14 protein-coding genes and 2 other annotated features (1 of these 16 running past the window's edge) are annotated in these 15,562 nt (G+C 35.9%); of the genes, 10 read left to right on the forward strand and 4 right to left on the reverse strand.

What is annotated here, in order from left to right; genetic code table 11:
- Positions 1–168: 168 nt before the first annotated feature.
- The 5 genes from hflX (at position 169) to NSS97_RS09400 (ending at position 5,393) form a co-directional block, all read left to right on the forward strand.
- Complete coding sequence (gene hflX, locus NSS97_RS09380; protein ID WP_060751531.1) at positions 169–1,428, forward strand: GTPase HflX; 1,260 nt, start codon at positions 169–171, stop codon at positions 1,426–1,428.
- Positions 1,429–1,718: 290 nt separating this feature from the next.
- Entirely contained in the window at positions 1,719–2,930 is a 1,212-nt protein-coding gene (locus NSS97_RS09385; protein ID WP_098168116.1) for an MFS transporter, read from the forward strand.
- A 10-nt stretch (positions 2,931–2,940) separates the two neighbouring features.
- Positions 2,941–3,858 carry a cysteine synthase A gene (gene cysK, locus NSS97_RS09390; protein WP_044440432.1) on the forward strand — a complete coding sequence of 306 codons (918 nt, stop codon included), beginning with the start codon at positions 2,941–2,943 and terminating at the stop codon, positions 3,856–3,858.
- A gap of 94 nt (positions 3,859–3,952) precedes the next feature.
- On the forward strand, positions 3,953–4,462 hold the full coding sequence (locus NSS97_RS09395) for a GNAT family N-acetyltransferase (RefSeq protein WP_016126768.1): 510 nt from the start codon (positions 3,953–3,955) through the stop codon (positions 4,460–4,462).
- Between the two features lie 106 nt (positions 4,463–4,568).
- On the forward strand, positions 4,569–5,393 hold the full coding sequence (locus NSS97_RS09400) for a DUF4037 domain-containing protein (protein WP_044440434.1): 825 nt from the start codon (positions 4,569–4,571) through the stop codon (positions 5,391–5,393).
- A 41-nt stretch (positions 5,394–5,434) separates the two neighbouring features.
- Here the strand turns inward: NSS97_RS09400 and NSS97_RS09405 are convergent, their stop codons facing one another.
- Positions 5,435–7,069 (reverse strand): putative polysaccharide biosynthesis protein, encoded by a 1,635-nt coding sequence (locus NSS97_RS09405; RefSeq protein ID WP_044440436.1) that lies wholly within the window; start codon positions 7,067–7,069, stop codon positions 5,435–5,437.
- A gap of 220 nt (positions 7,070–7,289) precedes the next feature.
- Positions 7,290–7,512, forward strand: a binding site (T-box leader).
- 298 nt (positions 7,513–7,810) lie between these two features.
- Between NSS97_RS09405 and NSS97_RS09410 the strand changes: the two genes are divergently transcribed.
- Complete coding sequence (locus NSS97_RS09410) at positions 7,811–9,154, forward strand: sodium-dependent transporter (protein WP_044440438.1); 1,344 nt, start codon at positions 7,811–7,813, stop codon at positions 9,152–9,154.
- A gap of 191 nt (positions 9,155–9,345) precedes the next feature.
- On the opposite strand, the gene NSS97_RS09415 is transcribed toward NSS97_RS09410, so the two are convergent.
- Complete coding sequence (locus NSS97_RS09415; RefSeq protein WP_107887696.1) at positions 9,346–10,050, reverse strand: polysaccharide deacetylase family protein; 705 nt, start codon at positions 10,048–10,050, stop codon at positions 9,346–9,348.
- A 326-nt stretch (positions 10,051–10,376) separates the two neighbouring features.
- Between NSS97_RS09415 and NSS97_RS09420 the strand changes: the two genes are divergently transcribed.
- From NSS97_RS09420 to NSS97_RS09435, 4 genes are all read left to right on the forward strand, one after another.
- Positions 10,377–10,640 (forward strand): CD3324 family protein, encoded by a 264-nt coding sequence (locus NSS97_RS09420; protein ID WP_002012161.1) that lies wholly within the window; start codon positions 10,377–10,379, stop codon positions 10,638–10,640.
- 155 nt (positions 10,641–10,795) lie between these two features.
- The gene (locus tag NSS97_RS09425) at positions 10,796–11,482 is read left to right on the forward strand and encodes a DUF421 domain-containing protein (RefSeq protein ID WP_002126773.1); all 687 of its coding nucleotides are present in this window, start codon (positions 10,796–10,798) and stop codon (positions 11,480–11,482) included.
- 110 nt (positions 11,483–11,592) lie between these two features.
- Positions 11,593–12,234 carry a FusB/FusC family EF-G-binding protein gene (locus NSS97_RS09430; protein ID WP_044440442.1) on the forward strand — a complete coding sequence of 214 codons (642 nt, stop codon included), beginning with the start codon at positions 11,593–11,595 and terminating at the stop codon, positions 12,232–12,234.
- A 162-nt stretch (positions 12,235–12,396) separates the two neighbouring features.
- Positions 12,397–13,308, forward strand: a complete 912-nt coding sequence (locus NSS97_RS09435; RefSeq protein WP_107887695.1) for a chromosome condensation regulator — start codon at positions 12,397–12,399, stop codon at positions 13,306–13,308.
- Positions 13,309–13,615: 307 nt separating this feature from the next.
- Here the strand turns inward: NSS97_RS09435 and msrA are convergent, their stop codons facing one another.
- On the reverse strand, positions 13,616–14,149 hold the full coding sequence (gene msrA, locus NSS97_RS09440) for a peptide-methionine (S)-S-oxide reductase MsrA (protein WP_044440446.1): 534 nt from the start codon (positions 14,147–14,149) through the stop codon (positions 13,616–13,618).
- Between the two features lie 90 nt (positions 14,150–14,239).
- On the reverse strand, positions 14,240–14,998 hold the full coding sequence (locus NSS97_RS09445; RefSeq protein ID WP_000911713.1) for an SDR family oxidoreductase: 759 nt from the start codon (positions 14,996–14,998) through the stop codon (positions 14,240–14,242).
- 398 nt (positions 14,999–15,396) lie between these two features.
- Positions 15,397–15,562: a binding site (T-box leader), on the forward strand; it runs 80 nt beyond the window's last position.

Genomic DNA, 15,562 nt, shown 5'->3' on the forward strand with positions numbered 1-15,562 from the left:
TAGGTGAACACTTGTTGGATACGTATACTATCTTGGGACTTTTTGACCATGTATAGGACGAAAGCACTGCTTTCTTCTATTTCTTTGGTGAACCCTTATCCGTTTACGAAAACACAGGCAGTGACCTGTGTTTTTTATTTTGCGTAATCGAAATGGAGGAATAAATATATGGAAGAATTATTACAAAGAGCAATATTAGTTGGAGTAAATTTAGGTAAGGAAGCTGATTTTGCATATTCGATGGAAGAGTTAGCAAATCTTACGGAAGCTTGTGATGTGGAAGTAATCGGTCAAGTGACGCAAAATTTACAACGAGTAAATCCGTCGCATTATATTGGAAAAGGGAAGATTGAAGAAGTAGCAGCGTATGTGAAAGAAGCAGATGCAAATATGGTCATCTTTAATGACGAATTATCTCCTTCACAAATTCGAAATTTAGAAGAGGATTTAGATTGTAAAGTAATTGATCGTACCATTTTAATTTTGGATATTTTTGCGCAGCGTGCGAAAACGAAAGAAGCGCAGTTGCAAGTAGAAGTGGCCCATCTTCAGTACATGATGCCTCGCTTAATCGGTCTTCGTGAATCGTTAGGAAGACAAAGCGGGGGAGTTGGCACGAAAAATAAAGGTGTCGGTGAGAAGAAGTTGGAATTAGACCGTCGTAAAATTGAAGAACAAATTGCGGCTCTAAATAAAGAATTAGAGGCACTTGTTGCACAGCGTCAAACGCAGCGTAAACAACGTAAGAAAAATGAAATGCCAGTTGTATCATTAGTAGGATATACGAATGCAGGTAAATCAACGATAATGAATACAATGCTTGAAATTTTTAATGGTACTGTAGAAAAACAAGTATTTGAAAAAGATATGTTATTTGCGACGTTAGAGACATCTGTACGAAATATTGATTTGCCGGATAATAAATCATTTTTATTAACGGATACTGTTGGATTTGTAAGTAAATTACCGCATCATCTTGTGAAAGCCTTCCGTTCAACGCTAGAGGAAGTGGCAGAAGCGGATTTACTCATTCACGTTGTAGATTACTCAAATCCCAATTATGAGCAATTAATTGATATTACAAATGAAACGTTAAAGAAAATTGGCGTGGAAAATATCCCGACGATTTATGCATACAACAAATCAGATTTGGTAGATGTTGAAATTCCGAAAGTGCAAGAAGATCGCGTTTATCTATCTGCGAAGAAACATGTTGGAATTGAAGAGCTTGTAGAAGTAGTTCGTTCACACATTTATAAAGAGTATACGAAGTGTGAAATGTTAATTCCGTATGATCAAGGGCAGGTAGTTTCGTATTTCAACAATCATGCACACGTTTTATCTACGAGTTATGAAAACGAAGGTACGAAAATGGCACTAGAATGTAAGACGAGTGATTATGAGAAATATAAGCGTTTTTCTATTTAATAAAAAAAGGCGATCCTAATATGTTTTAGGATCGTCTTTTTCTTCATATTTGCAAGCCTTCCTTTCGTCCTGCCTTAGTATAAAAGAAAATACAAAGAGTTCATATAAATAAATCCGACAAAGCACATAGAAAAAATATATTTTTTTAGAAGTTGAATTTCTGGAAAAAGAAATGAAACCAGTATAGAATAGAAATGTTTCAAAACTCAGAATTTATTCTGATTAAAGTCTAAATTTATTACACTAACTGTAATAAATATATATTTTGTACAGGAAGGAGAAATACACATATGCAGGCAGTTTCACAAAAAAATACAGTAGAAACACCGACAATATATCGAATATTATTTGCGATTAGTTTCGGACATTTTTTGAATGATTCGATGCAAGCAGTTGTGCCAGCGTTGTTTCCTATTTTGGAAAAAACGATGAATTTATCCTATATGCAAGTAGGGTGGATTGCGTTTGCGTTAAATATGACGTCATCGATTATGCAGCCGGTTTTTGGGATGTATTCAGATAAGAAGCCGTCACCATTTTTATTACCGCTCGGTATGTTTTCGAGTATGCTTGGGATGATTGGACTCGCATTTGCACCGAACTTTATAGTTGTTATTATTTCTGTTTTATTTATTGGATTAGGTTCCGCGGTCTTTCATCCGGAGGGCGCTCGTGTTGCTTACATGGCAGCCGGTGCAAAACGAGGTTTAGCACAAGCGATTTATCAAGTGGGGGGAAATACAGGGAATTCTCTAGCACCTATTTTTACAGCATTAATTTTCGTTCCGCTCGGTCAAATTGGTTCTTTAGGTTTTACAGCCTTTGCAGCAGTTGGAATTGTATTACTAATTTTCGTATCAAATTGGTATAAAAATGAATTAGCGACTGGTGCTGTAAGAAGGAAAAAGAGGGCTGCACTTGAGGCTGAAAATGCGATTGTAAGTACGCACATTAAATTTGTTATTATACTTCTTGTTTTTCTAACATTCGTACGTTCTTGGTACGGTGCTGGTATCGGGAATTTCTATCAATTTTATTTAATAGAGCATTACGGTTTATCTATAAAAAATGCACAGTATTTCGTCTTCGCTTTTATGATTGCTGGTGTATTAGGTACTTTCTTTGGTGGTCCGCTAGCGGATCGATTCGGTAAGAAAAAGATTATTGTCTTTTCAATGCTCGGTTCAGCGCCACTTGCACTATTGTTACCTCACGTTTCTCTTATGTGGGTTGTACCGTTATTTTTATGCATTGGATTTATTAGCTCTAGTAGTTTTAGTGTAATCGTTGTATATGCACAAGAACTTGTTCCAGGGAAAGTTGGAATGGTGTCAGGATTAATTGTCGGTCTTGCGTTTGGTCTTGGAGCATTAGGTGCTGTAGTCCTTGGGAAATTGGCTGATGTGTATAGTCTTCAGTTTATTATGCTATTATGTAGTTGTTTACCATTAATTGGACTGACTTCATTGTTACTGCCAAATGATAAGAAAACGATAGAATAGGAGATGTGCTATGAAAGTATGTGAAAACGTTACAGAATTAATAGGAGATACACCTGTCGTTCGATTATCTAAATTTATTCCAGAGGACGCAGCGGATGTGTATGTAAAACTGGAAATGTTTAATCCGTCACGCAGTGTGAAAGATCGTGCTGCCTATAACTTAATTCATATTGCCGAGGAACACGGCCTCATTAAGCCGGGTGATACAATTATTGAACCGACAAGTGGAAATACAGGAATTGGCTTAGCGATGAATGCAGCTGCTAAAGGATATAAAGCTATTTTAATTATGCCCGATAATATGTCCAAAGAGCGTATTAATTTATTGAAAGCATACGGCGCAGAAGTAGTTTTAACACCAGCAGAACAAAGAATGCCAGGAGCAATTGCGAAGGCGGTAGAGTTACAAAAAGAAATTCCAAATAGTTTTATTCCGCAGCAATTTGAAAACCCAGCAAATCCGAATATTCATCGTTATACGACTGCACTTGAAATTTATGAACAAATGGATGGAGAACTTGATGCATTTGTAGCAACCGCAGGAACAGGTGGAACAATTACAGGGACCGGTGAAACGTTAAAAGAGAAACTACCAAACTTATATATTGCCGTAGTAGAACCGAAAGGATCACCAGTGTTATCTGGTGGTGTTCCAGGCCCTCATAAACTAGTAGGAACAAGTCCTGGTTTTATTCCAAAAAACTTAAATACGGAAGTGTATAACGAAATTATTCAAATTGCGGATGAAGAAGCATTAACTACAATGAGAAACTTAGCAAGACAAGAAGGCTTATTAGTAGGACCATCTTCAGGAGCTTCTGTGTACGCTGCAATTATGATTGCAAAACGCTTAGGCGCTGGTAAAAAAGTTTTATGTATTGCACCTGATACAGGTGAGCGTTATTTGAGTATGGGGCTATTTGAATAAAAGTGATAGAAGCACCTTAATAGTAAGGATGAAAATCCGCTATTAAGGTGTTTCTTTTAGAAAAATAGATAATGGGTGAGTGGGGAGAATGACAATGAAGCTATTGAAACCAACATACGAATATAGCGAACAAATTATGGAGTATAGGCAGGCGTTTTTACATTCAGGAGAAGAACCGCACGGTAGTTGTTCTTTACAAAATTTCGATTCTATTGGTGAATGGTTTGAAAAAGTAAGTACACAAGAAGGGGGAAATTTACCATCTAATCGAGTGCCATCTAGTCAGTTTTTTAGTGTTGAGAATGGAAAAATAATAGGTTTTGTGAATATTCGACACCGGTTAAATCCAGAGTTATTGTGGGAAAGCGGTCATATCGGTTATAGTGTTCATCCGAATAAACGTCGCCAAGGTTACGCAACTGAGCAACTGCAACTTTCATTGGCTGAGGCGCAAAAATTCGGGTTGAAGAAAGTGCTAATAACTTGTGATAAAGCTAATATTGGTTCGGCTAAAACGATTCAAAAGGTTGGCGGTGTATTAGAAAATGAAGTAGTTTCTTCTAATTCTGGCGAAATTGTGCAGCGTTATTGGGTAGAAATTTGATTAAGTGAATTTTGAAAAGCTGAAAGTGGTAAAGGGAATACAAGATGTAAAATTGAAATAGATAAATATAAAAAAGAGAAGGGTATAGTTATAGGGGGGAAATGAGATGGGATTAAAAGAGAAAGCGATAGAAATATCGGAGATTTATAGGCGAAATCCGAAAGTCGAAGCTATTATTTTAGCAGGCTCTGTAGCGAGAAAATTAGAAGATGAACATTCGGATATCGAATTACATATTTTATGGTCAGCATCACCTGAGGATAAAGACCGTCAAAAGCCAATCGAAACTATAGGTGGCACTATTTTGTCATATCATCCATACGAGGAAGAAGAATGGTCGGAAACGTATTTGACGAAAGAAGGAATTAAACTAGAGATTAGTAATTTTTTAACAGTGACAGTGGAAAAGGTTATTTTAGAAGTTGTAGAGCAGTATGATATAAATTATGAGAAACAATGTATTGTGTCATCAGTTCATGATGGTGTGAGTTTGTATGGAGAGGTGACAGTACAGGATCTAAAAGATAGGGTTGAAGCATATCCAGAAGAACTGGCGAAAAGTATGATCTCAGAAAATCTTTGGTTTAGTAATCGTTGGCATAATCGAGAGGCGCTTTTAAAACGGAAAGATTGGCTTATGCTATATGATGTCATTTGTGAAGTACAAAGAAATATATTTGGGGTCTTATTTGGTCTGAACCGAATGTACGTGCATCATCCTGCGTTTAAATGGATGCCATATAATGTGGGACGAATGAGTATTAAACCTGAAAATTTATATGAGCGTATGGCGAATACGTTGATAGGGAAACCGGAGTATAGTGTACAGGAGTTAGAAGTGCTAATTGAAGAGGTATTACATTTAGTAGAACAATATGCTCCGGAGTTAAATATCGCTGAACAACAAAAGCGTATTCAATATGCGAAGTAAAAAAACAAGAGATGTAACAATGAGTTACATCTCTTGTTTTTTTATTTAACTAACTTTCCTAGTATAGGTAAACGTTGAATACGATTACCGAGAATATGCGAAGCAAGTCCACTCGTTAATACGAATAAAAGATAAACAAGTCCTCCTGCTGCGGCGCATATAAACACAATGATCAGTGATTCTATATAAGATTGTCCAGGAATAATCCAGCTTATAATTGCTCTTAATGCAATTACAACAGCAGACATTGCTGCGGAGTAAATCGTAATAAGAAATACTGTTTTTGCTGTTTCGCCAATTTTAAATTTCGCAAACTTAACGATGCAGTACAACATAATAATATTTGAAACGAGATATCCAAGAATTGTTCCAAGTACAGCACCATGTCCACCGAATAAATGTAAGAGCGGTGTGTTCACCACAATTTTAACGAGAATACCGGCTGAGAATGCAATCATTGTTTTTCTTTGATAATCAATTCCTTGTAATATAGCGGCTGAAACTGTGAAAATTGCACTTAATACAGCAGAAGGTGCAAATGAAATTAAATATTGTGATCCACCAAGTGCAATTTCAGGATTTACATAAACCATGCGGAATGCATCGTAAGCGATACTAGCAAGACCGAATGCGGCTGGGATAGTGAAGAATAACAACACTTGAAATATCTTTGAAATTTGTCCTTGTAATTCATCTAGCTTCCCGCTTGTAAATGATTTCGTTATAGCCGGAATAATTGTTAATGAGAATCCAGTTGCAAGTGAAGCCGGAATCATAATTAACTTTTGGGCATAGTTCGTTATATAAGCGAAAACTGCATTCGCGGTTTCTAAAGGTTCTCCCATTGCTCTAAGGACATCAGCTACGGTATATTGATCTACTAACGTATAGAGCGGGATTGCAATGCCTACAAATACAATTGGAATTGCATAACGTAGTAATTCCATATAAATACTTCTTAACGGAATGTTTGATGATCTCGTTTTCAGCTCACCTTCAGGAGGTTTTAATCCATTATATTTTTTCCAGTACATCATTAAAATAGAGACGCTTGCAAGTGCCCCGATAACAGCACCAAATGTAGCAACTGCAACAGAAGAAGCTACTGAACCTCCTAATAGTTTTGAGACGATAAAACTACCAACTAAAATGAAAACGACACGTGCGATTTGTTCTACGACTTGAGAAACAGCACTTGGTTTCATATGTTGAAAACCTTGGAAATAACCACGTGTAACACTCATAGCTGGTACGATAATAAGCGCGAAGCTTAATGCTCGCATTGTAAGTGTTACGTCTGCGATAAATTGTGGATCTGGTGTTTTCGAGCGAATAATAAATTGTGATATGTACGGTGCTCCAATAAATAAAGTTAAAAATCCTAAAAAGCCCATAAACATCATTAATTTTACGCTCGAGTTATACAATTTTTTACTTGTACTATAATCACCAAGTGCATTATGTTTTGCAACAAATTTTGAGACGGCAATAGGAATACCAGCTGTTGAAAAGCTTAATAAAATACCGTACCAAGAGTATGCGTATCCATATAAAGCGACCCCTTGCGTTCCAACTAATAATTGAAAGGGGAAAAAGTATATAAAACCTAAAATTCGTGAAATCATTGTTGCACCACTTAATAAAGCGGTACCTTTTAAAACTTTTGAAGTAGACAAAATTCTTTCCTCCTACTCGTGCTGTCTTGCATTTATCGTATACTACTATAAACCTGCTAGAGAAGTTAATACAGTATAAACCATAAATGTTCTAATACTATTCATACAAAAGTCATATTTTGAATTTTTAAATAGAATGTAATGCATAAAATTTTAAAATATAAGTTGACACTATTTTTAATGTATGATAAAAATGATAGTAATCAATTCGGAAAATAATATTTGGGCAATGAAAGGGTATAGTAGTGAATATCTCCCTATTTCAGAGAGCTGATGGTTGGTGTGAATCAGTATATAGATTATTCATGAAGTTCGTCCTGGAGCATCTTTCATAAATCTCATGTTTTGAGGAAATGAAAGACGGTAGTTTATACCGTTATCAAATAAAGTGGTGAAGATTGTTTCACAACTAGGGTGGTACCGCGATATTTATCGTCCCTACGTATTTACGTAGGGACGTTTTTTATTTAGGTCCTAATTTTGGTGTGGCTTCATAACTAGGGTGGTACCGCGATATTTTATCGTCCCTACGTATTTGCGTAGGGTCGTTTTTTATTTAGGTCCTAACTTTGGTGTATCTTCACAACTAGGGTGGTACCGCGATATTTTTGTCGTCCCTACGTATTTACGTAGGGACGTTTTTTATTAGGGAGGAAGTGAACGTATTAGAAAAGAGTATGGATAGAACAATATAAATACCGGATTGTAAAACAGAAAAAGATAAAGAGAGGAGATTAACAAATGAATTCACAGCAATGGACATCGAAATTAGGTTTCGTATTAGCTGCAGCAGGTTCAGCGATTGGTCTTGGAGCGATTTGGAAGTTCCCGTATATGGCCGGAATTGGAGGAGGCGGCGCGTTCTTCCTTATTTTCATCGGTTTCACATTATTAATTGGTTTACCGCTATTATTAGCTGAATTCGTTATCGGAAGAAGTACACAAAAAGAGGCCGTTGATGCATATAGAGAAATCGCACCAAAAACATTATGGCCATGGTTAGGGAAGTTAGGGATTGTAACATGTTTCATATTACTTTCTTTCTACAGTGTTGTAGGAGGATGGATTATATTATACTTATGGAATGCAATTACAGGTAGACTATGGGAAGGAAATGGAGCATACGAAGCTACGTTTGGTGAAATCATTTCCAATCCGTATTTAGCAGTTGGATCACAGCTATTATTCATCCTTATTACTATTTTTATCGTAAGTAAAGGTGTACAAAATGGTGTTGAAAAAGTAAATAAATATTTCATGCCAGCATTATTCGTTTTATTCTTTGTATTAATTGTTCGTGCACTTACGTTAGATGGTGCTGGAGAAGGAGTTCGATTCTTCTTACAACCTGATTTCTCAAACGTAACATCAGAAATCATTTTATATGCAATGGGGCAATCGTTCTTTTCGTTATCTGTCGGGGTAGCCGTTATGGTAACGTATAGTTCGTACTTACCGAAAGAAGAAAGCTTACCACGTTCAGCATTTTCTATCGTAGCTTTAACGCTTGTGATTACATTACTTGCAGGGCTTGCAATTTTCCCAGTAGTGTTCGCATTTGGAATGGAACCATCTCAAGGGCCGGGGCTATTGTTTATAGTACTGCCAGCTATTTTCAGTAAAATGGCGTTCGGGAAATTATTCTTCATTGTTTTCTTATTACTATTCTTCTTTGCTACTATTACATCGGCAATTTCGATGTTAGAAATTAGTGTTGCGTCTTTAACAACTAAAGGTAAAAGTAAAGGGAAACGTGAAAAAATGGCATTAATTGTTGGCTTGTTAATCTTTGTTGTAGGGGTTCCATCAGCCTTATCATTCGGTTTGTTAAGTGATGTGAAACCATTTGGGAAAACAATTTTTGATTTAGCAGACTATGCGGTTAGTAACATACTAATGCCACTTGGTGTTTTATTAGTTTCCATCTTTGTCCCTTTAAAAATGAAGAAAGATGTATTAATGAAAGAACTTGGTGTAAGTAAAAATAAAGGCTATAAACTGTTCGTAGTATGGTTATTCTTACTTCGCTATATTGCACCAATTGCGATTATTATCGTATTCCTAAATGTACTTGGAATTATATAAAAAGAAAGGTAGCGTATCGCTCTATGATACGCTACCTTTTTATCCCGTATTAACGGGCAGTAAGACCCCCGCCTCAAAACTCAGCGAAAGCGAAGAATTTAGGTGGGGGATCAACTGCCCGTAAGAGCCCGATTGGTTCAACTAATAATCAGTGGGGGCTGGACAAAGCCCCCACTGATTAAAGTTTCACTTTATTTTGCTCTTTTTTGTAATTCGTTTACTGTTACGAACTGATAGCCCTTCTTAGATAAAGAGTCTAAAATACCTTCAATGGTCTGTAAATTTTCATTAGACTCATCATACATAGAGTGCAGTAAAATGATAGAACCTGGTTTTACATTTTTATTAACATATTCAATTTTATCAGCTGTAGATGTATAAAAAGTATCAGGTTCAAGGTCCCATGTGATTGTTTCGATATTGTTTTTATTTAAATAATAGGGCAGACCAATTAGCTTTTTACCGTTAGGTGGTCTAAAATCAATTTCATCTGTATATCCTGTTTGACGGATTATCGAGTTCGTTTTTTCTATTTCTTCTTTAATAAAAGAAGGAGTTTTGAAAACCATTCTGTTATGAGAGTATGTATGGTTTCCAATTTGGTGTCCAGATTGTACGATATCTTCTCCTAACGATAGGTTTTTCTCTAGTTCATTTCCGATTAAAAAGAAAGTAGCTTTTGCATTGTATCGATCTAGTAGCGGTAATATTTGTTTTACATTGTTAGTAGGACCATCATCAAAAGTTAAAGCAATCACTTTTTCATTTGTTTCTACTCGGTTTGTTAAACCTCCAAACAATTGAAAACTTCTTGCGTTCATCAATTTGTATGTTCCGAATAATGCTACAGTAATAATGAATAATGTAACGATTGTAATGATAATATTCTTTTTCATAACGAAACCTCACTATACTTTTGGATTGGACTAAAAAGTATTATATCAAACTAAGTAACTTCGTGCTTTAAAAAGGATGTGGATGCAAGGGGAAGAAATTTATCATATAATAAAATGCAAAAGGTATATTAGGAGGTGTTTATATGGCGATTATAATTCAATTGCCAGACACTGCAGCGTCTCATGCAAAGCCAAGTATGGAAATGGCGATACTTTGCGTGGGGTAGACAAGTAATATACAATCGCCTAAATGAGCTCGTATCATTTTTTATATTTGGCTTTGCACCTTATTGAAATGAACCATAAAAAATAAGGGGCGAGCAGAAATGAAATACGTTAAAGCTGCGACGGTTTTACCAGAAAGTTTAATTGCTGAAATTCAAAAGTATATACAAGGTGAAACAATTTACATTCCAAAACAAGAAACAAAACATTATAAATGGGGTACACAATCTGGAGGAAGAAAACAACTAGATGAAAGAAACAAAGCTATTAAAGAAGCGTTTAAAAGTGGAATTTCCATTCATCAACTTGCGGAGGAGCATTTTCTTTCCGGAGAAACGATTAAAAAGATTGTGTATTCTAAATGAAAATAAAAGAGTCTAGTTCAATTATTAAATTGAACTAGACTCTTTTTGTTTTGTATCTATTGGATATGAATGGGCAAGATAATAGAAAAAATGTGCCGGCTTTTTACTAAATAGAATATAGAGCATTTGAGTGAAAAGCAGAAAGGTGAGCATATATGAATCATCTAGGACAAATAACGATAGAACTATTTTTTGGTTTTTTTGTGCTATTGATTGCTACTAAAATATTAGGGAAGACACAAATATCTCAGTTAACGCCATTTGATTTTATTTCTGCCATAGTTCTCGGAGAATTAGTAGGAAATACTATATATGATCCGGAAATAAAAGTATGGTCTATTTTATATGCAGTACTTGTATGGGTAGTGTTAATTTATACAATAGAAGTGATAACGCAAAAATTTAGAGGGACGAGAAGTTTTTTTGAAGGCTCTCCGTCAATCATTATCCGTAATGGATATATTGACCGGGAACAACTAAGTTCAAATCATTTGGATATTAATCAACTACAACAAATGCTAAGACAACAAAAAGATATATTTTCAATCCGAGAAGTTGAATATATGATTTTGGAACCTAATGGAAACATAAGTGTTCTGAAGAAAAGCAAATATGAATCTCCTACTATAAATGATTTAAGTTTAAAACATAAACCTGTATACTTACCGATTTCATTAATTAGTGATGGTAAAGTAGTGAAAGATAATTTGAGGGAAGCAGGTTTTGATGAAGGATGGCTTTATAAACAAATAAAGCAAAAAGGGATTACTAAATTTGAAGATGTATTATATGCAGAATGGAAAACAGATGATGGTTTCTTTTGTCAGGAAATGCCTCGGTAGAACATAGTCAGAGTATGTAATGTTCATTTCTAAGTTATCTTTTACATATCAAAAAGCTGAATCATTGTATACAATAAGACTAGATCAACAATTTGTATGGAGTGATAAAGATGGAAGCTTTTATTAGAAGTGATCAATACAATTTTATAAAGTCACAAGCTTATATTTTAGCAAATGGACATGCGACGGCAAATGATAGAGGTGTAATTCAAGCGTTAAAATCACTTGCGATTGAAAAGATAATACATGTATTTGAGAATTTAACGGATGAACAGAAAGAGTTAATTGATACGGTATTAACAGTTCAAAATAGAGAAGATGCAGAATCGTTTTTAATGAAAATAAATCCGTATGTCATTCCGTTTCAAGAAGTTACAGCACAAACATTAAAAAAATTATTTCCTAAAGCGAAAAAATTAAAGCTCCCTGATATGGAAGAACTGGACATGAAAGAATTATCTTATTTAAGCTGGATTGATAAAGGGTCAAGCAGGAAATTTATTATAGCGAAAAATGATAAAAATAAGTTTGTTGGTCTGCAAGGGACGTTCCAAAGTTTAAATAAAAAGAGCATTTGTTCATTATGTCATGGGCATGAAGAAGTAGGGATGTTTTTAGTTGAAATTAAAGGTAATATACCAGGAACTTTCGTGAAAAAGGGAAACTATATTTGCAAAGATGGTGTAGCTTGTAATCAGAATATGAAATCACTTGATAAATTGAACGATTTTATTGAACGATTGAAGAAATAAAGAAGGAACCTCTAGTATTTAAACTGGAGGTTTTTATTTTTTAAAAGAAGTAATAGTAGTCTTTTTCGTAGATGTAGATTTATAAAAAGTCAGATCATTTATAATAAAATTTGATGAAAATATTTATTTTGATATGGTTGCTTATATACAAGGAGGTAAAACATGAATTACATTTCACCGAAAGAAGAGATATTAAAAATGAAACGGTGGCCTAAAGATACGATAGCAGCGGGGCGTGGTCATACTGTTGCACTTAAATCGGATGGCGCGGTTGTAGCAGTGGGGCGAAATAAAGAAGGTGAATGCAATGTAAGCAGCTGGTGTGATATGGAAGCAGTCGCTGCGGGCAATGTTCATATGGCGACGAACACTGGGAACGCTCATACAATCGCTCTTAAAAGTGATAATACTGTGGAAGCGGTGGGGTGGAATAAGCATGATCAATGCGATGTAAACGACTGGCATAATATTGTATCGGTTGCGGCGGGATGGCGTCGTACTATTGGCCTTAAACCGGATGGCACGGTAATAGCGGTGGGGCGAAATAAAGAAGAAGAATGCAATATAAGCGGCTGGAGAGATATTGTGGCGGTCGCGGTGGGTGACTGGCATACAGTCGGTCTTAAATTGGATGGAACTGTGACGACTGTGGGTAATAATCGATATGGCAAATGCAATGTAAGTAGCTGGCGTGATATTGTGGCGATAGCGGCGGGATATCTTCATACAGTTGGTCTTAAATCTGACGGAATGGTGACGGCTGTGGGTAATAATAAACATGATCAATGTGATGTAAGCGATTGGCGCGATATTGTGGCGATAGCGGTAGGGAGTAATCATACAATTGGTCTTAAATCAGACGGCATAGTGACGGCTGTGGGTAATAATAAACATGGTCAATGTGATGTAAGTGATTGGCGCGATATTGTAGCGATAGCGGCGGGTTGTGTCCATACAGTCGGTCTTAAATCAGACGGCACAGTGGTAGCGGTGGGTGATAACGAATATGGCCAATGCGATGTAGACAGCTGGCACGGTATCCGATTGCCCGATCCAAATATTTTGTTAATCTAAATATTTGTTGATGGGTAATAAGAATGTTTAATTTCTAATAAATCGCGATTGTTAATCGGAATAATTGGCTGTCTTGCTATAAGAATTTGTACGGATTTATTCACATTCATCAAGTGGACAATCAAACAAAGGAAATCTTGAATATGCTTAATAGTTATAGGGAGGGAATGAAATGACGAAGAAAAAGAATAGATTAAAAAACAAGATAGCACTTTGGACATTAACAGCGGTTGTTCTCATCATTGTAGGGTACTTTTTTCAAAGATAAAAATGCATCGTACTTAAAAGGTACGATGCATTTTTATTATTATTTTTGCCAATTTTCTTTTATAAAGTCTTCACGACCAGATTCTTTTTGCTCGGTAGCATATTTCTCTGGATTCTTTTTATAGAAATGCTGGTGGTATTCCTCTGCTTCATAAAAAGGTGCAGCTGAGCGAATTTCAGTCACAATAGGACCTTTAAACATACCGCTTTCTGCTAGAGTTTGCTTCGATTTTTCTGCAAGCTCTTTTTGTGTTTCATTATGATAAAAAATTGCAGTGCGGTAAGATGGACCACGATCGAAAAATTGTCCGCCGTCATCAGTTGGGTCAATTTGTGGCCAATATAAATCTAGTAATTTTTGATAAGGAAAAATAGAAGGATCGAATGTAATTTGTACAACTTCTAAATGTCCAGATGTTCCAGTCTTTACTTGTTCGTATGTTGGGTTTTCTACATGACCACCTGCATAGCCGGAAAGTACTTTTTGAATACCGGGAAGCTCATCAAATGGTTTTACCATGCACCAAAAACAACCGCCTGCGAAGGTTGCGAGTTCGTATGTTTTTTCAGACATTGCTGTAATCCTCCTAAATGTATATGTTTTATATAGTATTATATAAATTGTTTTATTGCGCAATAAAAAAGATTTGAAAATATATGTTTTTTATAAACAAGATCCTCCGCTAACATCAATTAATTGTCCAGTAACCCAGCGGCTGTCTGGAGAAGCAAGAAAAGCAGCAGTATCGGCAATATCTTCTACTTCACCTAAGCGATTGAAGGCGGAAATAGTAGTAGCGTACTGTTTCATCATTGGATCGCTCAATAGTTCTGCGTTCATATCTGTTTTAATAAAGCCTGGAAGTATTGCATTTACTGTTATTCCTCGTGCTCCGAGTTGTTTTGCAAGCGTGAAAGTCATCGTGTTAATTGCACCTTTCGTCATACTATATGCAACGAAATCAGGCAAAGAAATGCGGGTGGCAGCTGATGAAATATTAATAATTCGGCTATTATCACGTAAACGTGGTAGTGCTTGTTGAATGATAAAGAATGGTGCTTTTGCATTTACTGAAACCATTCTATCAAAAAATTGTTCAGTCGTTTCTTCAATAAAAGCACCAGGACCGATTCCAGCGTTGTTTATTAAAATATCAAATTGTGTTCCACCAGTTCTTTTTTGTAATTCGTTATCTAAAGAAATATAAAGGTTGTCTACACCGTGTAAAGATTCAAGATTTGCACCGATAGAAAAAGCTGATCCGCCATTTGATTGAATTTCATGAACAGTTTCTTCAGCATCTTCTTTTCGATTTCCATAATGAACAGCAACTAATGCACCGTCGTTTGCTAACCGTTTTGCGATAGCACGTCCAATTCCTCGGCTTGCTCCTGTAACTAATGCTATTTTACCTTTTAACATAGTTTTCTCATCTCCTCATAAATTTTATCCCGCTATTTGCCGTGCAGTAAGACTCCCACCTTGAAATTCGGCAAATGCGAGGAAGTTAGGTGGGAGTCGGGCTGCCCGTAAAAGCCCGATTGGTGAGGGCTAATAATCAGTGGGAGATGGACAAAACCCCCACTGATTAAAGTTTCACTTTATATGTTTTTAAGTTGTTTTTCTTTATGTAGTAACGCGAACGTACTTAAGTAATATATGAGTATGTGTAAGAAGTTCATTCCGATTTTGTTTTGAGAAAAAATAAATAGAATGAATTTTAATTTTTTTCTAAAAACATGTTGACAATGAAAAGAACCGCGTCCTATAATACGTGTAACAAATAAAAGTTAATTAAGAATTTTCTAATTTTATATGTTGTATATGCAAAGAAGAGGAAAGTAGATGATTATGGTCGTTTCAGAGAGCTACTCCTAGGCTGTGAGAGTAGTAGCAATCGAATCATTGAAGATCACCTCGGAGCATCGCTTGCGAAAGGGAAACTGAGTAGAGGGCGGCGGCATCGTCTCCGGTAAAAGGACGGAG

The organism is Bacillus sp. FSL R12-0074 (assembly GCF_038005725.1).
In the GTDB taxonomy this organism is placed as follows: domain Bacteria; phylum Bacillota; class Bacilli; order Bacillales; family Bacillaceae_G; genus Bacillus_A; species Bacillus_A mycoides.